Origin of the sequence: Ureibacillus endophyticus, from assembly GCF_003628435.1 — a bacterium.
In the GTDB taxonomy this organism is placed as follows: Bacteria; Bacillota; Bacilli; order Bacillales_A; family Planococcaceae; genus Ureibacillus; species Ureibacillus endophyticus.
Genome location: NZ_RBZN01000005.1, coordinates 26,444 through 49,855 on the forward strand (window position 1 = coordinate 26,444; position 23,412 = coordinate 49,855).

At 34.7% G+C, this 23,412-nt stretch carries 24 protein-coding genes; 4 read left to right on the forward strand and 20 right to left on the reverse strand.

Annotated elements, in window-relative coordinates:
- Nucleotides 1-14: 14 nt before the first annotated feature.
- From D8M03_RS03535 to D8M03_RS03555, 5 genes are all read right to left on the reverse strand, one after another.
- Complete coding sequence (locus D8M03_RS03535; RefSeq protein ID WP_121213299.1) at nt 15-1,313, reverse strand: DEAD/DEAH box helicase; 1,299 nt, start codon at nt 1,311-1,313, stop codon at nt 15-17.
- Nucleotides 1,314-1,507: 194 nt separating this feature from the next.
- Entirely contained in the window at nt 1,508-2,476 is a 969-nt protein-coding gene (locus D8M03_RS03540) for a 4-hydroxy-3-methylbut-2-enyl diphosphate reductase (protein WP_121213300.1), read from the reverse strand.
- A 78-nt stretch (nt 2,477-2,554) separates the two neighbouring features.
- Entirely contained in the window at nt 2,555-3,178 is a 624-nt protein-coding gene (vrrA, locus tag D8M03_RS03545; RefSeq protein WP_121213301.1) for a VrrA/YqfQ family protein, read from the reverse strand.
- Nucleotides 3,179-3,345: 167 nt separating this feature from the next.
- Nucleotides 3,346-4,038, reverse strand: a complete 693-nt coding sequence (locus D8M03_RS03550; protein WP_121213302.1) for a response regulator — start codon at nt 4,036-4,038, stop codon at nt 3,346-3,348.
- A gap of 15 nt (nt 4,039-4,053) precedes the next feature.
- On the reverse strand, nt 4,054-5,652 hold the full coding sequence (locus tag D8M03_RS03555; protein WP_121213303.1) for an ATP-binding protein: 1,599 nt from the start codon (nt 5,650-5,652) through the stop codon (nt 4,054-4,056).
- A gap of 81 nt (nt 5,653-5,733) precedes the next feature.
- Here D8M03_RS03555 and D8M03_RS03560 point away from each other — a divergent pair, with 81 nt between their 5' ends.
- The gene (locus D8M03_RS03560) at nt 5,734-6,792 is read left to right on the forward strand and encodes a DctP family TRAP transporter solute-binding subunit (RefSeq protein ID WP_121213304.1); all 1,059 of its coding nucleotides are present in this window, start codon (nt 5,734-5,736) and stop codon (nt 6,790-6,792) included.
- A 275-nt stretch (nt 6,793-7,067) separates the two neighbouring features.
- On the forward strand, nt 7,068-8,321 hold the full coding sequence (locus D8M03_RS03565; RefSeq protein ID WP_121213305.1) for a dicarboxylate/amino acid:cation symporter: 1,254 nt from the start codon (nt 7,068-7,070) through the stop codon (nt 8,319-8,321).
- A gap of 51 nt (nt 8,322-8,372) precedes the next feature.
- Here D8M03_RS03565 and D8M03_RS03570 read toward each other — a convergent pair whose 3' ends face one another.
- From D8M03_RS03570 to ccpN, 10 genes are all read right to left on the reverse strand, one after another.
- A complete protein-coding gene (locus D8M03_RS03570; RefSeq protein ID WP_121213306.1) occupies nt 8,373-8,576 on the reverse strand; it encodes a hypothetical protein in 204 nt (67 codons plus the stop codon).
- Nucleotides 8,577-8,597: 21 nt separating this feature from the next.
- Nucleotides 8,598-9,719 (reverse strand): Nif3-like dinuclear metal center hexameric protein, encoded by a 1,122-nt coding sequence (locus D8M03_RS03575; RefSeq protein ID WP_121213307.1) that lies wholly within the window; start codon nt 9,717-9,719, stop codon nt 8,598-8,600.
- The gene (locus D8M03_RS03580; protein ID WP_121213308.1) at nt 9,719-10,414 is read right to left on the reverse strand and encodes a tRNA (adenine(22)-N(1))-methyltransferase; all 696 of its coding nucleotides are present in this window, start codon (nt 10,412-10,414) and stop codon (nt 9,719-9,721) included. Before D8M03_RS03580 ends, D8M03_RS03575 begins: the two co-directional genes overlap by 1 nt.
- A gap of 213 nt (nt 10,415-10,627) precedes the next feature.
- Nucleotides 10,628-10,984 (reverse strand): cytochrome c550, encoded by a 357-nt coding sequence (gene cccA / locus D8M03_RS03585; protein ID WP_121213309.1) that lies wholly within the window; start codon nt 10,982-10,984, stop codon nt 10,628-10,630.
- Nucleotides 10,985-11,131: 147 nt separating this feature from the next.
- On the reverse strand, nt 11,132-12,274 hold the full coding sequence (locus tag D8M03_RS03590; RefSeq protein ID WP_121213310.1) for an acyl-CoA dehydrogenase family protein: 1,143 nt from the start codon (nt 12,272-12,274) through the stop codon (nt 11,132-11,134).
- 105 nt (nt 12,275-12,379) lie between these two features.
- Nucleotides 12,380-12,943, reverse strand: a complete 564-nt coding sequence (locus D8M03_RS03595; protein ID WP_121213311.1) for a hypothetical protein — start codon at nt 12,941-12,943, stop codon at nt 12,380-12,382.
- Between the two features lie 177 nt (nt 12,944-13,120).
- A complete protein-coding gene (rpoD, locus tag D8M03_RS03600; RefSeq protein WP_121213312.1) occupies nt 13,121-14,248 on the reverse strand; it encodes an RNA polymerase sigma factor RpoD in 1,128 nt (375 codons plus the stop codon).
- 31 nt (nt 14,249-14,279) lie between these two features.
- On the reverse strand, nt 14,280-16,100 hold the full coding sequence (gene dnaG, locus D8M03_RS03605; protein WP_121213313.1) for a DNA primase: 1,821 nt from the start codon (nt 16,098-16,100) through the stop codon (nt 14,280-14,282).
- Between the two features lie 236 nt (nt 16,101-16,336).
- Nucleotides 16,337-17,149, reverse strand: a complete 813-nt coding sequence (locus D8M03_RS03610; RefSeq protein WP_121213314.1) for a pyruvate, water dikinase regulatory protein — start codon at nt 17,147-17,149, stop codon at nt 16,337-16,339.
- A gap of 11 nt (nt 17,150-17,160) precedes the next feature.
- On the reverse strand, nt 17,161-17,799 hold the full coding sequence (gene ccpN / locus D8M03_RS03615; RefSeq protein ID WP_121213315.1) for a transcriptional regulator CcpN: 639 nt from the start codon (nt 17,797-17,799) through the stop codon (nt 17,161-17,163).
- A gap of 518 nt (nt 17,800-18,317) precedes the next feature.
- Here ccpN and D8M03_RS03620 point away from each other — a divergent pair.
- Together D8M03_RS03620 and D8M03_RS03625 are read left to right on the forward strand one after the other, a co-directional pair.
- On the forward strand, nt 18,318-19,706 hold the full coding sequence (locus D8M03_RS03620) for a glycine--tRNA ligase (RefSeq protein WP_121213316.1): 1,389 nt from the start codon (nt 18,318-18,320) through the stop codon (nt 19,704-19,706).
- A gap of 151 nt (nt 19,707-19,857) precedes the next feature.
- A complete protein-coding gene (locus tag D8M03_RS03625; RefSeq protein ID WP_121213317.1) occupies nt 19,858-20,334 on the forward strand; it encodes a hypothetical protein in 477 nt (158 codons plus the stop codon).
- Here D8M03_RS03625 and recO read toward each other — a convergent pair.
- The 5 genes from recO to ybeY all read right to left on the reverse strand — a co-directional run bounded on the left by recO (nt 20,331) and on the right by ybeY (nt 23,412).
- Entirely contained in the window at nt 20,331-21,110 is a 780-nt protein-coding gene (gene recO / locus D8M03_RS03630; RefSeq protein WP_121213318.1) for a DNA repair protein RecO, read from the reverse strand. The two genes, D8M03_RS03625 and recO, sit on opposite strands and share 4 nt — an antisense overlap.
- Before the next feature lie 126 nt (nt 21,111-21,236).
- Complete coding sequence (gene era / locus D8M03_RS03635; protein ID WP_121213319.1) at nt 21,237-22,154, reverse strand: GTPase Era; 918 nt, start codon at nt 22,152-22,154, stop codon at nt 21,237-21,239.
- Entirely contained in the window at nt 22,135-22,554 is a 420-nt protein-coding gene (locus tag D8M03_RS03640; RefSeq protein ID WP_211330859.1) for a cytidine deaminase, read from the reverse strand. The genes era and D8M03_RS03640 overlap by 20 nt, the downstream gene beginning before the upstream one ends.
- A 27-nt stretch (nt 22,555-22,581) precedes the next feature.
- On the reverse strand, nt 22,582-22,938 hold the full coding sequence (locus tag D8M03_RS03645) for a diacylglycerol kinase family protein (protein ID WP_121213320.1): 357 nt from the start codon (nt 22,936-22,938) through the stop codon (nt 22,582-22,584).
- The gene (gene ybeY, locus D8M03_RS03650) at nt 22,939-23,412 is read right to left on the reverse strand and encodes an rRNA maturation RNase YbeY (protein ID WP_170148376.1); all 474 of its coding nucleotides are present in this window, start codon (nt 23,410-23,412) and stop codon (nt 22,939-22,941) included.

Genomic DNA, 23,412 nt, shown 5'->3' on the forward strand with positions numbered 1-23,412 from the left:
CTCATTTCCTCCTATTACTTCATACGATTACGTTTTTTACGTTCTTTCTTCTTAATTTTTTCCATTTCCCATTTCATTGCACGTTTATAGCCTGGTTTAACTTTTTTAGGTTTATGAACTCGGATTTTAGCGATTTTATCAATTTCATTTTCATGTTTTACTCGATTTTTACGCGCATGACGTTCTTTTAGTTCAATCCATTCACCTTTTTTTACATCTTTTTGTTCAAAAGGAATGCCCATTTTTTCAATACGAACAATTGCATCTTCGTCTTCTGGTTCAAATAATGTTATTGCTACACCTTTATTTCCTGCACGGGCAGTACGTCCTACACGGTGAACGAAAAATTCCAGGTCTTCTGGTATTTCATAGTTAATGACATGAGAAATTCCTTGAATATCAATTCCACGTGCAGCTAAATCTGTCGCAACAATATATTGGAATTCTAAATCACGAATTTGTTTCATCATTTTTTTACGATCACGTGGGCTTAAGTCGCCATGAATTTGTCCTGCACGAATACCTTGTTCTGCTAAATATGCTGCAACAGACTCTGCATTTTTTCTCGTGTTACAGAAAATAACAGCTAAGTATGGATTAATCCCTTCAATTACATCAAGTAATCGTTTATTACGTGATTTTGAACGTACTGGTACTAATACAAACTCAATGTTTTCTGCTACAGGTCGTTTATCGTTCATTTGAATATGGATTGGTGATTCCATATATTTTTTTAAGAATGGTTGTAATTTAACTGGAATTGTTGCCGAGAACACGTACATTTCTAATGTTTCTGGCATAACCGATGCAAATCCATCAATATCTTCAATAAATCCCATATCAAAAGCTAAATCAGCTTCATCAACTACTAAAATGGAAGCAGTGTGAACTAATAATGCGCCTTCTTTCACTAAATCACGAATTCGTCCTGGCGTACCAACTACAATTTGTGGTTGCGTTTTTAACTTGTCAATTGCACGTTGTTTATCTGTACCACCAATAAATAATTTAGCTTGAATAGAAGTTTCTTCAATAAGTTGATTTAACGCATCAAAAATTTGTTGCGCTAATTCACGAGTTGGTGACGTGATTACTGCTTGCACTTCTTGTTTTTCTTCTACGATTCTTTGCACAATTGGTAATAAAAAACTATGTGTTTTTCCTGTGCCCGTATGTGCTTGTCCAATCGCACTTTTACCCTTCAAAATTAATGGAATCATTTCCTTTTGAATTGGTGTTGGTTCTATAAAGCCAAGTTTCTCAATTGCTTCTCTCAAAAATGGCTTAAAATCATAATCCGAATACTTCGACATTTTTCGTACCTCCTAATATGTTTCATATTGTACCATTATGGAAATATAAAGCACAACAAAACACCTGTATAACTCCACCTATATCAAGGGTTTTAGAAAATTCACAAAACGATGCATTTACAATTTAAAAATTTTTATTTAACCCAACAAAGTAAAAAACCAGGATAAAATCTATCCTGGTCGTTTAACAGTTTTTAGTTTGGTAATATTTTTTCAACAGGTTTTGGCTCTTTAATTTTTGGTAAAATCTTATCTAATGTAACGGTACGATTAATTTCATGGGTAGCAGGATCTTCAGGATTAAATTTTTCTAAAAACGTAATGACTTCCTTCACAATTGGTGTTGGCGTAGAAGCACCAGCCGTAACAGCAATTGTATTTATTCCTTTTAACCATTCAATTTTCAGCTCGGAAATATCAGCAATTCGATATGATGGCGTACCTGCAATCTCCTCTGATACTTGTGTTAATCGATTTGAATTGTTAGAGCGTGGGTCGCCTACTACAATCAATAAATCCGCTTTACCAGCTTGTTCGGCAACGGCTTCTTGACGTACTTGTGTTGCTTGGCAGATTTCTTCATGAACTTCAATGTGTGTGAATTTCTCTTTTAGCATATCCATTAGATGTTTTACATCCCATTGACTCATCGTTGTTTGATTTGTAACTAATAATTTATCATTCTTTAAATCTAGCTTATTAACGTCATCTGCATTTTGAACTAAGTGAACATGGTCAGGTGCAACTCCGATAGCTCCTTCAGGTTCAGGATGCCCTTTTTTACCAATGTAGATAATATCATAGCCTTTTGCAGACTTTTCACTAATCAAGTCGTGGGTTACCGTTACGTCAGGACAAGTTGCGTCAATTGCAACAAGACCTTTCTTTTTAGCAATTTCTCGAATTTCTGGAGAAACACCGTGAGCCGTAAAAATAACCGTCCCCTGTTCAACTTGTTCAATAATTTCTCTGCGATTCTCACCATCTAATGTAATAATACCTTCTTTTTCAAAAGCATCGGTTACATGTTTATTATGAACGATCATACCTAATATATAGATTGGTCTTGGTAATGTTTTATCTAATGAGGCATTCCGTGCAATGACCATGGCATCGACAACACCATAGCAGTAGCCTCGTGGATTTATTTTAATGACTTGCATCATGCCAACTCCTTTTGTTGTTACATAGACATATTATAACGGAGTGACACGTTTAATACAAAACATCATTCTACTTTTCTAATCAAAATGGTAAGGAGGTTGGAATATTCGTGGCATGGATGGTTGGGAAGTGATTGGCTTTGGTTTTGGCCTTGATTTTGACCTAGGTTTTTGTTCTATTTGTTCAGCACGTTGTTCAGAACGCACCCTTCTAGCAGATTTTTCTCGTCTTCTTTTTGGTCTTTCAGGTTCAACGATTGGTTCATCTTCGAATTCTTCATCATAATATTCATCATCTAGTTCATCATCAACAAATTCTTGTTCCTCATTTTTGGGTGAAGATTGAAATCCTTTGTATAATTTCCACAAAGCCGGTAAATTTTGAAGCATCGGTGTAGCTTGTTGTATTAGAGGTTGAAAGCTTTGTGCTGTAGCTAACCATTTATTCGCTGTATTCATAAATGAGTCCAATTTCGGAGTTTGGGTAGGTGCTTGCTGTAGTCCTTGTTGTAATGCTTGCTGAAAACCAGGTTGAGGTCTAGGTTGAAATCCTGGTGGCGGCATCATTCCTGGTTGAAAAGCTCCTGGTGGTCGATACCCAAAGTTTGGCATCGGACCACGTGGCATAGGTCCTGGTACGTTTCTAGGGAATGGAGGGAAATTTTGACCACGCGGTATATTATTAAAACTGGATGGACGCATACTAATCTCCTTTCTTGCAACTTAAACGTAGGTTGTTCTAAAATCTATCATATGCAAATAGGCTAATAAATGTACGAATCGTTCTGCGCAACTTATTATGAAGAATTTGTTTCTAAAAAATAAAAAATACACCCGCTTTATACAGGTGTAAATGTTAGAAAACATATTTAAACAAAATAATGATTTATTGGACGTCCAACACCGCCATAATGAACATCAACTTTAATAAAATTCTGTTTTTCAAGGAAATCTAAATATCTTCTTGCAGTTACCCGCGCAACGCCAATTGCAGCCGCAACATCATCGGCAGATGCTCCTTCTTTTGAATCTTTGATATAAGTTAAAACTTTATTTAGTGTAGAACGGTTAAAACCCTTTGGTAATTCCATTCTTATATTTATATCATTTTCGTTGTTTTCTTCTACTTCACGATAAGGATGAATCATCTCATCTAATTCTTTTTGAGTTACATCCTGTGCACCATTTGCTAGTCGTTTAAAATTTTTATAGTTTAAAAGTGTCTGTTGCATTCTTTCAAAAGTGAAAGGCTTCATTATGTAATCATACACACCTAAATGTAAAATCTGATGAATTGTTTGCATATCATTAGCTGCAGTTACTGTGATGACATCGACAGGTAAGTTATTTGTTCGTATTTTACGTAGAGTTACTAATCCATCTTGTTCCGGCATAAAAATATCCATTATGACTAGATCTGGTTTTAACTCAATAATTTTGTTATATCCATCAACGCCATTATTACCCATTGCAATCACTTGAAAATCTTCAACTCGTTCAATAAACTGTCGATTCACTTCTCTCACCATAGGATCGTCTTCAACTAATAAAACTTTTATCATGACGTCCCCTCCTCTCTATAATTCAAATGTAATTAAAAATGTTGTCCCCTTGTTTAATTCACTAATGACTTCTATTGTTCCGTTCCCTTTATTTACAATTTCATTTACTAAGAATAAACCAATTCCTCGATTTTCTTTCGATTTTGTTGAGAACCATTTCTCAAATATTTTTTCTTTTACATCATCAGACATTCCTGTACCATTATCACTTACTAAAATCGCTAATACCCCATCGTTATCATCGATAGAGATAGTTATTTCCTTATCCTCTTTATCAACCTGAACTAAGGAATCGAAGGCATTCTCTATAAGATTCCCAAAAAGTATAACAAAATCGTGGTGGTCTAGTTTTTCTGGGAACTTAGTAAATCTGCTTTCTTTATCGATATTTACCGTTATCCCTAGTTCTTTCCCTCTACTAATTTTACTTAATAATAATCCCGAAATATTTTCGTTATAAATTCGTTCATTTAAAAATTTTGTAACGTTATCATGTTCCTCTTTTACTTGGGATAGGTATTCTAATGCTTGTTTTGTATGTCCAAGATGAAGTAATCCTGCAATGGTATGTAGTTTGTTCTTGTATTCATGTGTTTGAACTCGCAAAGCTTGTACAAATGCTTTTACACCCGTTAATTCCTCGGCAAGTTGTTTAACTGTAGTTAAATCCTTGAAAACAGCTACTGCTCCCACTTTCTCACCATTTACTAGAATCGGAACACGATTACTTAAAATGCTGTGTTCATTAACGAGGATTTCTTGGTCAAAAACAGGTTTTCCTGAAAAGAAGATTTCAGGTAATCTTGTATCTGGTAAAACCTCATAAATATTTCTACCAATCTTTTCAGACGGATTTCCAGATACACCTAAAATTTCGCTCGCTTTTTGATTAAAAACGGTAATAATTAAATCTTTATCAACTGCAATAATACCATCATGCATTGCATTGAAGGTTTCTGATCTTTCTACATAAAGTCTCGAGATTTCTTCTGGTTCTAGGCCAAACATTTGTTTTTTTATATGTCTACCTAACGTCAGGGCTCCCCAAATACTAAATACAATCGTCAATGCAATTGTAATTAATAGTTCCTTTTGAAATTGCAAAATAAATTTTGTAAAAGATGGTAATTTAAACCCTACTAATGCGACACCAATTTGAACATTCTTTTCATCCATTATTGGTACAAAAGCCCGTATTGTTGTTCCTTTATCCCCTTTAGCTTTTGATATGTAATAATGTTCTGCAAATGCAGCATCCAAATCAGATGATTTGCTTATTTTTCCTATTTCCTTTTTGGATGGATGTGAAAATTTTTTCCGTTCCATATTCATTATAACAATGTAATCTGCTCGATTAATAAAACGTATTTCTTCAACGATTTCATTAATTTTTGTTGATCCAATTGTAAAGTCGTCATTTCCTAAACCACTCCTCACTTCTGGTAAGTTAGCAACTGTACGAGCAACTAACATTGCTTCATAACCTATATTTTCCTCTTGTTTTTTTAATACACTGCCAATAACAAATGTTCCAGCTATTATAAAGGATAAGGCAATAATGAAAAACGTTAACAACATAATTTTCCCATTCATAGATAATTTTCGTTTGTACATGTAACCCCTCCTTTATAAAATCTGTGTCTATTATCATTTTTTGTTTATAATAAAAAATAAAAATAAAATGGTGAATATGTTATGAAATATTTTTTATCTGGTTCCGTTATTATCATCCTAATATTAATCGCATTATTTGGATATCGTCAAAATATTTTCTCATATAATACTTTACCCTATGATGACGAACAGCATGGTTTAGATGACCAAATTATTATTAACTTTAGTCATGTTGTGGCAGAAAATACGCCAAAAGGGATGGCTGCTGAAAAATTTGCTCAGTTGGTTGAAGAAAAGAGCGAAGGCCGTGTAATTGTTAAAATTTATCCAAACGGAATGCTTTACAATGATGAAACGGAAATCGAAGCCCTTCGAGAAAATGAAATTCAAATGATTGCCCCAACTTTCTCTAAAATGACCGATTTACTACCTAATTGGCAAGTTCTTGATTTACCTTTTATTATTGATAATAATGAAGAATTAAAAACTGTCTTAACCGGTCCATTAAGCAAAAAATTATTACAAGAACTAAACAGCATTAATATTAAAGGTCTGACATTTTGGAATAATGGTTTTAAACAAATTGCTTCGACTTCCCCAATTTTCAAAGTTGAGGATTTTTATGAAAAAAGAGTTCGTATGATGCCGAGTAATATTTTGAAACAGCAATTTCTACTTCTAGGAGCAGAACCAATTCCAACTTCCTTTGGTAATGTTTATTATGATCTACAAAACAAGCAAGTTGATGCCCAAGAAAATACAATCTCAAATATTTATTCAAAACGTTTTTATACGATGGAAAACCATATTACCCTCTCAAATCATGGAATACTTTGCTATGCTGTAATGATGAATGAAGATTTTTGGAATAATTTAGATGAAGATATTAAAGCGATTATTCTACAGTCTTTAGAAGAAATTCAAGATTGGCAATTTGAGCAAGCTCAACAGATGAATGAAAAAGAATTAAACAGTTTAATGCAAATGAAGGATGTTAAAATTTACAAATTACAAGATTCAGATAGAAAGCAATGGAAAGCGAAGATTCAACCAATATACGAAGTTTATAGAAAACAGTATAATGAAAACTATTTAAATGAATTTTTAGAGGAACTAAAAAAAGAACAAATTATCAAATAATGAACAAAACGAACAAAAAAGAGTTATCTATGAAAATAGGTAGCTCTTTTTAATTTTGTACTACAACAACTTAACCTAATAATAGAACAGTAATATAACAGGTTAAACGTTGGTATTATTGGATTTTCAATATAAATCACAAGAAAATGAACAAAATGAACGATATATTCTTTAAAAACTAAACAGCAATTTCAGAAAATTTTCCGTTATGATAGTTTTCAAGTGAAAGCGATATCATAAATTGCTTACTTTAAATAAATGGAGGATGTGAGAATATGAAACTAGTAAAAAATCTAACTTTCCAAGTTATTTTCGCAATTGTTTTAGGTATTATTGTTGGGGCTATTTGGCCAGAATTTGGAGCAGGTTTAAAAGTTTTAGCAGATCTATTTATTAAATTAATTAAAATGTTAATTGCTCCTATTATCTTCTTAACAGTCGTAATCGGTATTGGCGGTATGGGAGATATGAAAAAAGTCGGTAAAATTGGTGGTAAAGCATTATTATACTTCGAGATTGTATCAACAATCGCATTAGCAATTGGTATTGGGGTAGCTCTAATAGTAAATGCAGGTGATGGTATCGATACATCAGCAGCAGGTGACGCAGATGTATCTAAATATACAACTGCTGCTTCTGAAACGGAACACGGTATTGGAGCATTCATAGGAAGTATTATTCCTGATAACTTTGTAGGTGCTCTTGCAAATGGTGAATTATTACCAACTTTATTTGCAGCGGTATTATTTGGTATGGCTGCAGCAGCACTTGGTGAAAAATCTAGACCAGTCATTTCTTTCTTTGAACAAGTTTCTGAAATCTTTTTCAGAATTGTAGGAATGGTTATGAAATTCTCTCCAATTGGTGCCTTTGGTGCGATGGCTTACACAATTGGAAACTTTGGTTTGAGCACTTTAGGTAACCTTGGTCAATTAATGGGTGCTGTATACATTACTATGTTCTTATTTATCGTATTTGTCTTAGGTTCAATCGCTGCTTATTATCGTGTAAATATCTTTAAATTTATCTCTTATATAAAAGAAGAAATCTTTTTAGTAGTTGGTACTTCTTCTTCTGAATCTGCATTACCATCTTTAATGCGTAAATTAGAACGTTTCGGATGTTCTAAACAAACGGTTGGTTTAGTGGTTCCAACTGGGTATTCATTCAACCTTGATGGTACAGCAATCTATTTATCAATGGCAGCTCTTTTCATTGCACAAGCATACGGTGTTGATTTAACTTGGATTCAAATTTTAACGCTTCTAGGAATCTTAATGATTACTTCTAAAGGGGCTGCAGGGGTAACAGGTTCAGGTTTCATTACGTTAGCTGCAACTTTAGCTGCCTTCCCTATGATTCCTGTTGAAGGTATCGCATTATTAATTGGGGTTGACCGCTTCATGTCTGAGGCTCGTGCTGTAACAAACTTAATCGGAAATGGTCTTGCTACAGTTGTTATATCAAAATCTGAAAAAGAATTCGATCAAGCTCAATACGAAGCATTAAAAGCTGAGCGTGCTCATTAATCAAACGAAAAGAATATTAATAGGGCTGTGCGTTGTGCACAGCCCTTAAATTTATTTATTACATTTAAATTCATATGATGTTGTAATGATGAAGCCACCTTTTTCAACAATAGCTTCTCCCCCATCATTTTCACAATTTGTTACGAGTTGATTGATTTGTTTTTCTGACACAATCGAGAAGATAATTTGAAATACAACTCCGATTATTACCATTAAAACACCAATCATAACCCACACTTTTCCGTTATTACTCACTTTTACACTTCCTAAAATCACCTATAAAAATATAAACGGCTCTGTATTAATTTCAGATTGGATAAATTGTACTGCCAATTTCTTTTCGAAGCATAACTGCTCCATCTTTTCAGCCACACCTTTAATCATAACCTTTTCCACATGATGACCTGGGTCGACAATATTTAATCCAATACTTTGTGCATCCTGCGCGACGTGGAAATACATATCACCTGTTACAAACACATCTGCTCCCGCACGTTTAGCAGAGTGGATATATTTATTTCCGTCTCCTCCAACAACAGCTACTTTGGAAACGATCTCATCTGTATTACCTACGACACGTACACATGGCACATTTAAACTCTTTTTTACATGCTCAGCAAACTCACGTAAAGTCATTGGTTGTTGTAAGGTTCCAATTCGACCTAAGCCCATTATGTTCGTCTCAACGGCTAACGTGTAAATGTCGTAAGCAGGTTCTTCATATGGATGTGCATTTAATAAAGCTTTTAACACTTTATTTTTAATAGAATGTGGGAATACGACTTCAATTTTTTCTTCATCAGTTTTTTCCATTTCACCTATATCCCCAATAAAAGGATTTGCTCCTTCCAATGCTCTAAAACGACCTTGTCCGTTCGTTGAGAAACTACAAGAATCATAATTGCCGATTTTCCCTGCTCCAGCTTTTGAAAGTGCAACACGAACCTTATCCGCATAGTCATCAGGAACGAAAACAGCAAGCTTCATTAAATACTCATTATACGTTTTCTCTAAAATTTCTCGATTTTCAAGTTTTAAAGCGTCTGCTAATAAGTCATTTACTCCACCTACTGCAACATCTAAGTTCGTATGTGCAGCATACACCGCAATATCGTTTTTAATTAATTTCTCGTATAACTTACCAGCCGGTGTGTCAGTACGTAAATTAGAGAGTTTACGGAAGATTGGTGGATGATGGGCAATGATTAATTGACATCCCTTGTTAATCGCTTCATCCGCCACTTGTTCATTGACATCAAGAGTTACAAGTACTTTTGTAATTTCTTTATTTAAAGTACCAATAGCAAGGCCAATTGGATCATTCTCCATACACGCAATCTTTTTTGGAGACCAACTTTCAAATAGCTGGATTATCTCATTTCCATTTGGATTCTTCATTACTTAATAGCCTCCTCAACAAGACTTATTAAATGTACAAGCTCTTTCTTTTTTTGGACGATTTCTGGTGTTTGCTCTGCTTGTTCAATGGACTGTAGTACACGTTTCCAATTGTCGATTTCTCTTGTCCATTTTTTCATGAAAGTATTAGATTTTTGAGCCACTAAATGGGGGCCTAAAATAATTTGCTGTTCATTTAATTTCATTTTGCCCCGTTGCAATACTAACACTTCATAAATTTTCTCATCTTCTTCCAAAATCACTTCATCTAATATTGCCCACTCATTACGCAATGCCCATTCTCTAATTACTTTTGCATGAATATTCGGCTGTAGAATGAGGCGTGTCACCGATGTTAATGCTTCTGGATTTTTCTCTAAAATCGATACGATTAATGGACCACCCATACCTGCAATTGTAATGGTATCAACTTGATCATTGTCTTCTATCGCTTGTAGACCGTCTGCTAAACGAACAATAACTTTATCTTCTAATCCTTCAAGTTTAACTTGTCTTAAAGCCGATTCATAAGGACCTTTTACTACTTCACCAGCAACAGCTTTATTCACGATATTTTGATGAACTAAGTAACATGGTAAATATGCATGGTCACTCCCGATATCTGCAACAATTGCGCCAGTTGGTACGAAAGAAGCTACAGTTTCTAATCGTTTTGATAATTTTTGTGCGTTCATAACTTACCGCCTTTTTCTATATTTGCCACTCTATTATATAAAAAAACAAAGGGAGTGTCTGATATCTTGTTTAAGACACTCCCTTTGCGACGAGGATAGTCGAAATTTAGTTCGACTACCACAGGAGCAAAGCTATTATTTAAATTTTTATTATATGAGAAGAAGGCTGTTCAGTAAAGTTTACTTACTAAACAGCCCTTTGCGAAAAAATTATTATTCTAATGAAGAAATGTACTCAGCGATTGCTTGTGCTTCGTCTGGAGTTTTTAGACCTGGAGTCATTGGAGTACCTTCAATACCGTTTGTTAATACGTCAACGATATGATCAGCTTCTAAACCAACAAGGCTTGGCCCCACACCACCAGTTAAGTCACCACCGTGACATCCGATACAAGCGCTTACTAATGCTTCACCATCAGCACCACCAGCTGTTTCGCCGCCTTCTTCAGTTCCTTCGTGTCCGCCAGCGATTTCTTCTTTGTTCCCTACACCTTCTAATGACATGAAGAAGATAAGTCCGATACCGAATACCATGATTAGAATATAAGGAATAATTGGATTGTTTTTCATTGGTTACCCTCCCTTTTATTATCAATTTTTCTACATCTATTAATATAGAATCTAGTCAACAATCATTATTGTACTGCATATTTCCAAAAACGAAAAGACCTAAACGACAACTTTTACAGGGTTTGACACAAATTCGACAATTAAAAGTCAAAGTTGTAAAATTTGTCTAGCTATTACCAACTTTTGGACCTCTGAAGTGCCTTCACCAATCTCTGTTAATTTAGCGTCCCTTAAATATCTTTCCACTTCATACTCTTTAATATACCCATAACCACCATGAATTTGAATAGCTTCGTCACAAACTTCCATCGCAATTTCTGATGCATAGTATTTGGCCATGGATGCTTCCTTACTAAATGGTCTACCTTGATCTTTTAACCACGCTGCTTTATACATCATATTGCGAGCTAGCTCAATTTTCACTGCCATATCAGCTAATTTAAATTGTGTGGCTTGGAAATCTGCTAATGTTTTTCCGAATTGTTTTCTCTGCTTAGAATAGCTAATTGCCTTATCAAAAGCCGCTTGTGCTATTCCTACAGCCATTGCAGCAATCCCTATTCTTCCCCCATCTAACGTTATTAAAAACTGTTTAAATCCATCGCCTCTTTTTCCCAAAAGGTTTTCTTTTGGAACTTTCACATTTTCAAATACTAATTCAGTTGTATTTGAAGCATTAAGACCCATTTTTTCATAGTCACTTTTAATTGTGAATCCTTCAGCATCGGTTGGTACAATAATTGCACTGATTTCTTTTTTTCCATTATTCATGCCGGTAATTGCTGTAATCGCAACATGCTTTGCAAAACTCGCATTCGTAATAAAAACTTTCGATCCATTAATGAGATAGTAATCACCCTTATCTTCTGCTTTTGTCTCTGTTCCCCCTGCATCTGACCCTGCATTAGGTTCTGTTAATCCAAAAGCACCAAAGGATTCTCCTGTACAAATTGGCACTAAATATTTTTCTTTTTGTTCTTTTGTACCGAAAAGGGATATAGGCGCACCACCTAGCGATATATGTGCCGAATAAGTGATTCCTGTTGAAGCACAAGCGCGGCTTAACTGCTCCGTAACAATGGCAAAACTAATAGTGTCTGCCCCTGCTCCACCAAATTCCTCAGGAAATGGTAGACCCATAATCCCCATTTCAGCTAACTGTTTAAAAACTTCAATTGGAAATGTTTTTGTGCGATCTCTTTCAGCCGCACCTGGAGCAACGACTTGATCTGCAAAATCTCGAATCATTTTATATAACATCGTTTGTTCTTCTGTCAGGTCGAAATTCAATATAAGTCACCCCTAGTTAAGGAAATTTTTCAATATCATAATAGATATATTCTTTCAACTATCGAAAAATTAGCTTAACATTTGGGGAACTTAAGAAGTTTGAATTTAAACAAGTATATAAATTTGATATCCAATTAAAATGACTAGTCCTAAAACACCAGATAGTGTAAAATACATCAATTTTAATTTAATACCTGAAACAAGCCACATTACACAATTCACAATAAGTAGTATATACAGAATGACTAATTGATCCGTAAAATATGTAAGACTTACCTTTATAGAGAGAGCTAAAATGAGCAATGCGGCTATTACTTGCAAGATGGGCGTAATAAGAGCATTTTTCTTTGCTAGGAGATATGCACTAATGATAAATGCACATGCAGCAACTCCAGTTAATAAGATAATTATCCAAACATAACTCGTAATGAACAATACGAGAGCAATAAGTACCAACGCGATAGTAGACAAGGAAATACTTAGTGTAATATGTTTGCGTTTCTCCTTAGCTTTTACTGCCTTTTTATGGCTAATTTCCTCTTCAGTTTCAACCTCATTCCCTTCTGAGTAGAGAGTCATGAGAAAATCACAATAGTGCTCAGGTAACAGTTTATTTTGTTTCCAAAAAAGCACTTCATTTAGAATAATTTTTTTTCTATTATTTGGCATAATCTTTTTCTCCAAATATGTTTAATTATGTATATTAATTATTTTATCTTAAATTTTCCATCTACACATGCATATAAAGTCGTGGTCTGGAAAATTTTACAGCAACATTTCCTATTACCATTTTCACTATAAATGTAAAAAAGAAAGGCATCCAAAATTTTGGATGCCTTCTCAATATTATTCTAAGAAATCTTTTAGACGTTTACTTCTAGATGGATGACGAAGTTTTCTTAATGCTTTCGCTTCAATTTGGCGAATACGTTCACGCGTTACACCGAAGACTTTTCCTACCTCTTCTAATGTACGAGTACGACCATCATCTAAACCAAATCGAAGGCGAAGTACATTTTCTTCTCGATCCGTTAAAGTATCTAGCACATCTTCTAATTGCTCTTTTAGTAACTCATAAGCAGCATGATCAGAAGGTGATTGTGCTTCGTGGTCTTCAATGAAGTCTCCTAAATGTGAATCGTCTTCTTCCCCAATTGGCGTTTCAAGTGAAACAGGTTCTTGAGCAATTTTTAAGATTTCACGAACTTTTTCAGGAGTTAAATCCATTTCTTCTCCAATTTCTTCAGGAGTTGGTTCGCGCCCTAAATCTTGAAGTAATTGACGTTGCACACGGATTAATTTATTGATTGTTTCAACCATGTGCACAGGGATACGTATTGTACGGGCTTGGTCAGCGATTGCACGAGTAATTGCTTGACGAATCCACCATGTCGCATACGTAGAAAATTTAAATCCTTTTCGATAGTCAAATTTCTCAACAGCTTTAATAAGCCCCATATTACCTTCTTGAATTAAATCAAGGAACAACATCCCTCTACCAACATAACGTTTCGCAATCGATACAACTAAACGTAAGTTCGCTTCAGCTAAACGTTTACGCGCCTCTTCATCGCCATTTTCAATACGTTCTGCAAGACTAATTTCTTCTTCTGCAGATAATAAATCAACTCGACCTATCTCTTTTAGGTACATACGAACCGGGTCATTAATTTTAACACCAGGAGGAACACTTAAGTCATTTAAATCAAATGCTTCTTCACTTTCTTCGTGTTTTGCAAGCACTTCATCTTCAAATTCTTCTTTTCCTTCAACTTGAATACCATAGCTTTTCTCTATGTCTTCAGCAAAGTGGAAAATCTCCTCATTCTCCAACTCATATTGTGCAAGATTATTTGAAATTTCCTTCATTGAAATTTCATTATTCATTTTTGCTTTTTCTTGAAGAATTGTTTTTACTTCTTCAACTGTAAGTCCATTCACAACTTCTTTTGATTGTTCTGACTTGTCCGCCATAAACCTTCCTCCTTAAACAAAACGAATCGGTTTAAATTGCCGATAATGATTTCTTTAATTGAATAATTTGCATTGCGATTTCAAGAGCGCGTCTATGCTCGTGCAATTTTTCCGCTTCTTGGGATTCATGAAGTAATTTTTTAATTTGCATTTCAATTTTATGTTTTTTTAATTGTTTTAGACAGTCTGCAATTTCAGCTTCAGCATGTTCAGGATCTCTTTCAACTAGTGCTGCTTCCATCGCAATTTTCCTTAAAGCAGGGTCTTCGATAATTTCCAAAAACCTTTGATAATCTGCTGATGAATGTTCTTCATAAAATCCAATTAGTCGTACAAATACTGCCGCATAATCATCCTTTGCAAAGGGCTGCGGGTCTTCACTTTTTAAGATTTTATCTACAACTTCATAATTACTTAACATATGAGACAATAATAATCGTTCAGCGCGATCTGTAGCAGATAAGGTTTTTTTCTGCTGTATTTCAAATGGTTTTGTTTGATTTCTTTGTTCAGCTCGTTTAAAATTTTTCTCATTATCAGCTGTAAATTTTCGAAATTGTGCTTTAATTGCTTCTTCGGATATATTAGTTTCACTTGATAGCTGTTTTATATACAAATCACGTTCAATTGGAGAAGATCTCCCTACAAGTTGCTCTAACACTTCCTGAATATATTGAAGAACATCATTTTCAAACTGAAAATTTTTATTTCGCCTTGCATGCATCATCATAAAAGAAATATATGCATGAGGTTTTTCTAAAATTTGTTTTGCAAAAGATTCTGATCCAAATTTTCGGATATATTCGTCTGGATCTAATTCTTGTGGTAATACAGCGACTTCTACTTTAAAGTTTTCCGTATATAGCATCTCTGCAGCTCTTTTTGCAGCATCCCAACCTGCATTATCACCGTCATAACAAATAATAATTTGCTCACTTAAGCGTTTCAACTTTGTGATATGTTGCCCGGTTAACGATGTACCCATTGTTGCTACAGCATTGTATACACCAGCTTGATTTGCTGCCAGTACGTCCATAAAACCTTCCATCAAGATAGTTTGACGCTTTTTACGAATATAAGTTCTTGCCTTATCCAAATTAAAAAGAACTTGGCTTTTATGAAAAATTGGTGACTCGGGACTATTTAAATACTTCGCATCATCTGAAGAATCAATTATTCGCCCAGAAAATGCAATTACCTTTCCATTTTCATCCCGAATAGGAAACATGACTCGGTTTCTAAATCGATCAAAGTAAGTATGGTCACTTTCCTTCTGTATGATGAGTCCGCACTCAGCCATTTCTTCTAAGTCATAGCCATTTCTTTTTAACAAAACTGACAATGTATCCCACGATGGCATTGACCAACCTATACCATTCGTTTCGATAAGTTCCTTAGTAAATCCTCTTTTTAGGAGATAATTTAGCGCTTTTTCACCGTCTTCCGTATTCATCAACAAATGATGATAAAATTGCGCAGCAAATTCATGTGCCTCAATCATTTTTTCTTCTTTTTTTGAATAAGTTTGGCTATCTTTGTTCATACTATCGTATTGGATGTCTAAATGAATACCGACACGTTCCCCTAGTTTTGCAACGGCATTTGGAAACGGAATGTTCTCAATATCCATAACAAAAGTGATAGCATTTCCACCCGCGCTACATCCAAAGCAATGGAAAATTTGTTTATCTTGAGACACAGAAAATGAAGGTGTATTTTCTCCGTGAAATGGGCATAATCCAAACCAGTTACGTCCTCTTTTTGTTAACTGCATGTAATCACTAATTACATCCACAATATCTACTTGAGAACGAATTTGTTCTATCATTTCCTCAGGTATTTTCCCGTTCACTTTAACCACCAACTTCATTTGCTAATAACAATATTCGCGATGAATTTTAAAAATCCTCTATTTTACGACAAAAAATAGCGAATTAAAAAATCATGATTTCTTAATAATATTTTTACCACAATTCTTTTATTATAAAACAATTTCTGCATATTTTCCACTTTTTTATGAAAAAAATTAATAAATACACGTTAATTCACAACAAAAAACCCCTCTTATGTTATAAGAGGTGGTTTTTGTCATTTATTATGTTCAATTCGTTCAATAATATCGTTTGCAGTTTCTTCTACCGCTTTATTCGTTACATCAATTACTGCACAACCAATTCGTTCTACCACTTTATTAAAATGTGCTATTTCTTGTTTAATCCGTTCTTGTTTAGCATAAATCGCATCATCATTTAAACCTAGTGCAATTAATCGCTCTTTTCGAATAATATTTAATTTTTCAGGTGAAATCACTAACCCAAAACATTTTTTAGGATCTACTAAAAAAAGTTCTTCGGGTGGATTTATTTCTGGAACGAGTGGAACATTTGCAACTTTATATCGTTTATGTGCTAAATATTGGGACAGTGGAGTTTTAGATGTTCGTGAAACACCTACAAGAACAACATCTGCCAATAATAATCCCCTTGGATCACGTCCATCATCATATTTCACGGCAAACTCGACTGCCTCGATTTTTCTAAAATAGTCATCATCTAACTTATGGACAAGTCCCGCTTCTTCTAATGGTAGTTCCCCTATTTTATCTTGAACTACTTGGATAACTGGACCTAATAAATCCACTGATTGAATATTATTTTGTTGACATTGCCCATGCATTTTCTGTCTCATTATTTCTTCAGCCAATGTATAAACAATTAGTGCATCTTGAGCTTTAGCAATTTCGACAATATTTTTAATCTGATCTTCGTTTTCTATATGAGGAAATCTTCTAATTACTGTGTCTTCAAAGTTAGGTCTAAATTGGGCTACAACAGCTTTTACAACATGCTCTCCTGTTTCACCTACAGAATCCGAAACAACAAATACTTTTAAACTCTTCAAATTAGCACTCCTTATAAGTCATGGGTTTCAGCTAAAGAAATAAATGCTTTCGTTATATTGGTTTTTGTAAGTCGGCCTACAATTTCTAAACCTTTATCAGTCTCATGAACTACTGGTAAGGAGTCGACTTGTCGTTCAATTAATTTTTTAGCAGCAACAATTAATGAATCCGTTTTTTTACAATAAACAATGTTCGGCATTCTAGTCATAATAATATGAACCGGTATTGTATTTAAGTCTTGGCTCCCTATACTTGTTCTTAATAAATCTTTTCTGGACAATACACCCTGTAACATTGTGTTTTCATCTACAACAAACAAAGTACCGACATCTTCTAAAAACATATGTACAATCGCATCGTACACAGTCATATTTTCAGAAACAACTACTGGTAATGACTGAAAATCCTTTACTTTTAAGTTCATCATCGACTCTGTAACCGTAGTCATCGTTTTCTTACCAGAGTAAAAATAACCGACACGGGGCCTTGCGTCTAAAAAGCCAGCCATTGTTAAAATAGCTAAATCTGGTCTAAGCGTTGCCCTAGTCAAATTAAGGCGCTCAGCTATTTGCTCACCCGTTATTGGACCGTTCTCCTTAACTATTTGCAGAATTGTATCCTGCCGTTTATTGAGTTCTATTGGACTCACCCACTTCAAATAGTGTTATACTGATTACCTAATTATTATATACTATTCTGCGTAATATTGCGAAAAAAAGTGTTGGTGCTACAATATTGACACAGTTACAATACTTAACATAAAATATCATATAGAACTTAATATTAGGCAATGAGAGGAAATATAAGTACCTTTTCAACAAAAGCGAGTAGGAACTGGTGAAAGCCTACAAGAAAAGCGAAACGGCACCCTTGAGCCAATTTTTATAAAAGAGGTTTAAAACTGTTTGTAATCGATTAGCATTTGGATAAACGCTGTTCAGGAATCAAAACTGATTGAAAGCGTTTGTCAATCAAGGAACGAGAAACAGCACAACCGGAGCGAACATTATAGTTCGTGAGGATTGGGATGATTCGAGTGACGCAGAGTGCGAACGCTTGCTAACAGTTTTGACAAGCGGGGTGGAACCGCGGGTGTGAGCACTCGTCCCCGGGCATTCAAACGCCCGGAGACGGGTGCTTTTATTATTAATACATGGAGGAATTATTATGACACAAAAATCAATGGAAACAATCGTAAGCCTAGCAAAACATCGTGGTTTTGTATTCCCGGGTTCTGAAATTTACGGTGGTCTTGCAAACACTTGGGATTATGGTCCGCTAGGTGTGGAATTAAAAAACAATGTAAAAAAAGCTTGGTGGCAAAAATTCGTTCAAGAATCTGAATACAATGTTGGTCTTGATGCAGCAATTCTTATGAACCCTCGTACTTGGGTAGCTTCAGGCCATGTTGGAAACTTTAATGACCCAATGATTGATTGTAAATCTTGTAAAGCTCGCCACCGCGCAGATAAATTAATCGAAGAAGCATCATTAGAAAAAACAGGTAAAGAAATTATTGTGGATGGTATGAGCTTCGATCAAATGAAAGCGAAAATGGAAGAACTATCTGTTACTTGTCCAGAATGTGGTAAAAATGATTTTACTGATATTCGTCAGTTCAATTTAATGTTTAAAACATTCCAAGGTGTAACAGAAAGCTCTGCTAACGAAATTTTCCTTCGTCCGGAAACAGCACAAGGTATCTTCGTTAACTTTAAAAATGTACAACGTTCAATGCGCAAACGTACACCATTTGGTATTGCCCAAATCGGTAAGTCTTTCCGTAACGAAATTACTCCAGGGAACTTTACTTTCCGTACTCGTGAATTCGAGCAAATGGAACTTGAGTTCTTCTGTAAACCTGGTGAAGATCTACAATGGCAAGAATATTGGAAAGAATTCTGTAAAAACTGGTTATTAAATTTAGGTATGAAAGAAGATAGTATTCGTCTACGTGATCATGAAGAAGATGAACTTTCACACTATTCAAATGCAACAACAGATATCGAATTCCGCTTCCCATTCGGTTGGGGTGAATTATGGGGTATCGCTGACCGCACAGACTATGACTTAAAACAACATATGGAACATTCAGGTGAAGATTTCACTTATATTGATCCTGTATCAAATGAACGTTATGTACCTTATTGTATTGAACCATCTTTAGGGGCAGACCGTGTTACATTAGCATTCCTATGTGATGCTTATGATGAAGAGGAATTAGAAGGTGGCGACTCTCGTACTGTTCTTCGTTTCCACCCAGCATTAGCTCCGTTTAAAGCGGCGGTTCTTCCTTTATCGAAAAAACTTGGTGATGAAGCTGCTGAAGTTTGGGCAGAGTTACGTAAATCATTCCCAGTTGATTATGATGAATCACAATCAATCGGAAAACGTTACCGCCGTCAAGACGAAATTGGTACACCATTCTGTATCACTTATGACTTTGACTCGAAAGAAGACGGCCAAGTAACTGTACGTCACCGCGACTCAATGGAACAAACTCGTATGCCTATCACTGAAGTAAAGGCTTATATTGAAAAACATTTACAATTCTAATAAGCGTAAAATTGAAGGCACTGAACATACAAACCCGTATGTTCAGTGCCTTTTTATTTCAAAAAAGTTAATTTTGTTCATTTAGTTCAATTTATTCGTGATTTGTTAGAATATTTAGATTATAATGTAAACAAAAAAGAGGTGAAGATTGATGTTCATTCAAACGTTATTTAAACAAGAGCGAAAAGATACTTCTCTAGAAAAAACTCCTGCAGATAAGTTATTAGAAATTATCTTAACATTACTAAATAAAGAATTACCTCAACATCAATCCCAACACCATATATTATTTACAGCGAATTCCAATTTAGAGTATTTAAAAAATCTATTAAACTATCATCGTAAACAAATAAATCCAGATTTCCATACCGGTCAATATCATCAAAACGTATATGCGCAATTACAAAAACAAATAAGTCAATTACAAATGTTAGTAGATGGTTACATGGAACTAAGTATCGATATTCAACAAATGAATCATCGTCTACATTTCCACCACGATGCAATTCATTATTTATATAACAACTATAAACAAACTAAAGAACAAAACTTTTATAAGGAAACGGAACCAATGTTTTGGCAATGTCTTAAAGAGGATGTGTTAGAAATCATAAAAAAAATGCTTTAGTTTTCTTTATCCTCACTTTGTTTACGCGTTAGCAGTGGGGTTCTTTCTAATTGTTCAATGAAAGAACGAGATTTTAAACGCATGCCTGTTTGTTCTTCGTAAATAGTTGTTACGATTTTTTTAATAAATTGTTTAGTTTCTCGCTTTAAATCTAACTTACCTACTTGCTCAATAGGTACACTATAAAACATTCTAATTAACTTTAACTGCTTGGGAGATAGTCGAATAATATAAGGGTCGACATGAAAACAGCGGTGACATAAAAATCCTCCTTGTGAAAACGAGAAAGCAAATTCACCTGCTACTTCACCACAAGCTGCACATGCATGTAAAATTGGCTGTACTCCTGTAAACGGTAATAACTTCCAATCTACAAAAAGGGTGATTGCTTCTGGATCATATCCTTCTTCAATTGCTTGTAGAGCTTGATATAAAACATCATAGGCAAATGGTTCAGGTCTACCTTCTTCAACGAGTCGATCTATGAGCTCTACAATATAACTAGCATATGCTGTTGATATAATATCCGTCTGTAAATTTCGCATCGAGCTAATATGTTCTCCTTGCTGAAGCGTTCCCATACCCGAAGTTCTTTGCACCATGAACATTGCATGCATAAAAGTTTGTGTCACTCCTGCTAACCTACTCGTTGGTTTTTTTGCACCACGAGCCATAACCGCCACTTTGCCTGCTTCTCTAGTCATAATTGTTACGATTTTATTGGATTCTCCATAAGGACGGGTCTTTAAAACAATGCCTTCCCATTTGTTTAACATTTTGGCGGCACTTCCTTTTCATTATTTCCTTTCACCATTATACAATAGAAAACTTATCCTATTATCACTTTTGATTTGGCACAAAAAAAGAATACCTACATCTATGCAAGTATTCTTTCTTTATCATTAGTATTCGTCTTCTCGGTATCCAAAATCTCGTAAATGTGTCATCTTATTACGCCAGTCTTTTTGTACTTTTACCCATAACTCTAAGAATACTTTTGAACCTAATAGCATTTCAATATCTTTTCTTGCTAGGGTACCAACTTCTTTTAATAAAGCACCACGTTTACCGATTACGATACCTTTTTGAGAATCGCGCTCAACCATGATTGTTGCCTGAACGCGAATCATATTTTCGTTTTCTTCATCACGTTTAATTTTGTCGATCACAACGGCAATTGAATGAGGTATTTCTTCTCTAGTTAAATGAAGAACTTTTTCTCGAATCAATTCAGAAATGATAAAACGTTCTGGATGGTCCGTTATTTGGTCAGCTGGATAATATTGTGGTCCTTCAGGTAAATAATTTTCAATCGTAGCTAATAGATTTTCAATATTATTTCCTTCTAGAGCTGAAATTGGAATAATCTCGGCAAAATCAAATTTTCCTTTATAAGAATCGATGATGCCAATTAATTCATCAGGATGTATTTGATCGATTTTGTTAATGACCAGAAAGACAGGAGTTTTCGTTCCTTCTAGAAGTTCTAGAATAAATTCATCTCCCTTACCAATCGCTTGTTCAGCGTTCACCATAAACATAATCACATCGACTTCTCGCAACGTATTTTTCGATACTTTAATCATAAATTCGCCAAGTTTATGCTTTGGTTTATGAATTCCAGGAGTATCAATAAATACCATTTGTGATTGTTCTCGTGTTAAAACACCTTGAATTTTATTTCGTGTAGTTTGTGGTTTATCTGACATAATAGCGATCTTTTGGCCAATTACTCTATTTAAAAATGTTGATTTCCCAACATTTGGTCGACCAATAATAGAAATAAATCCTGATTTATAGTTACTGATGTTTTCCTGCATTATCTAAATCCTCCGGTGTAAAGGCGCTTGGTAAAAGTTCGCCTACTGTTGTATGTTGTATATCGCCTTTTAAGTTTGTTAAGTAGACAGGCATGTCAGGTGCACAAAACTCGGAAATTACTTGTCGACAAGCACCACATGGAGAACAAGGACCCACAGTATCAGCTACGATAGCGATTGCTGCAAATCTTTTAACTCCTTCTGAAACTGCTTTAAAAATCGCTGTACGTTCTGCACAGTTCGCAAGGCCGTAACTAGAATTTTCAATATTACATCCATGATAAACCTTGCCGTCTTCTGTTAATAGAGCAGCACCTACTTTAAATTTTGAATAAGGAACATATGCATTTTCCCTTGCAACTTTTGATTGAGCAATTAAATCATTAATATCAATTTTCATAATATCCCCCACTTCTCTTGCTACTCTTTATTGTTCAAACCATTTCGGTATAAAAATCAATAACCCGATGATAGCACTTGCAATCGCAAATACCAGTACTGCCCCAGCAGCTACATCCTTAGCTTTTTTTGCTAGGGGATGAAATTCTGGGGAAACTAAGTTTACAACTGTCTCAATTGCAGTATTGACCATTTCTGTACTAATTACTAATGCAATTAGAAGAATAATCACTAACCACTCAAAAATGCTCAAACCTGTAAATAATCCCGTAATAATGACAACTACTGCACTAACAAAATGAATTTTCATATTTTGTTCTGTTAGTGCAGTAAATATGCCGTAAAATGCGTATCGAAAAGATTTGACTAATTTATGAAGGTCCACTTAATCACGACCTAAACCAAAAGATGAAAGAATTTCGTCTTGCTTTCCAAACATAACTTTTTCATCCTCAGGAGTCATATGGTCATAACCTAATAGATGTAAAAAACCATGAACAGCTAAGAATCCTAATTCTCGTTCAAAGGAATGTCCATATTCTTCAGCTTGTTCCCGTGTACGGTCAATGGAAATAATTATATCTCCCAATATTCTTGGCAAATCTTCACCTACAATTTCAATTTCACCTTCACCCATTTCTTCTAACGCAAAGGAAATGACGTCTGTAGGCTGATCTTTATCACGATATTCTCGATTGATTTCATGGATCGCTTCGTTCGTTACAAACGTAATAGAAACTTCACTACCATCTTCTATCGATAATTCATTTGCCGCATGTTGAAGTAATTTCTCAACAAGTTCAATATGACTCTCCTGTACTTGATTTGTTTCATCTAAAAAATCAATATTTAACATTAT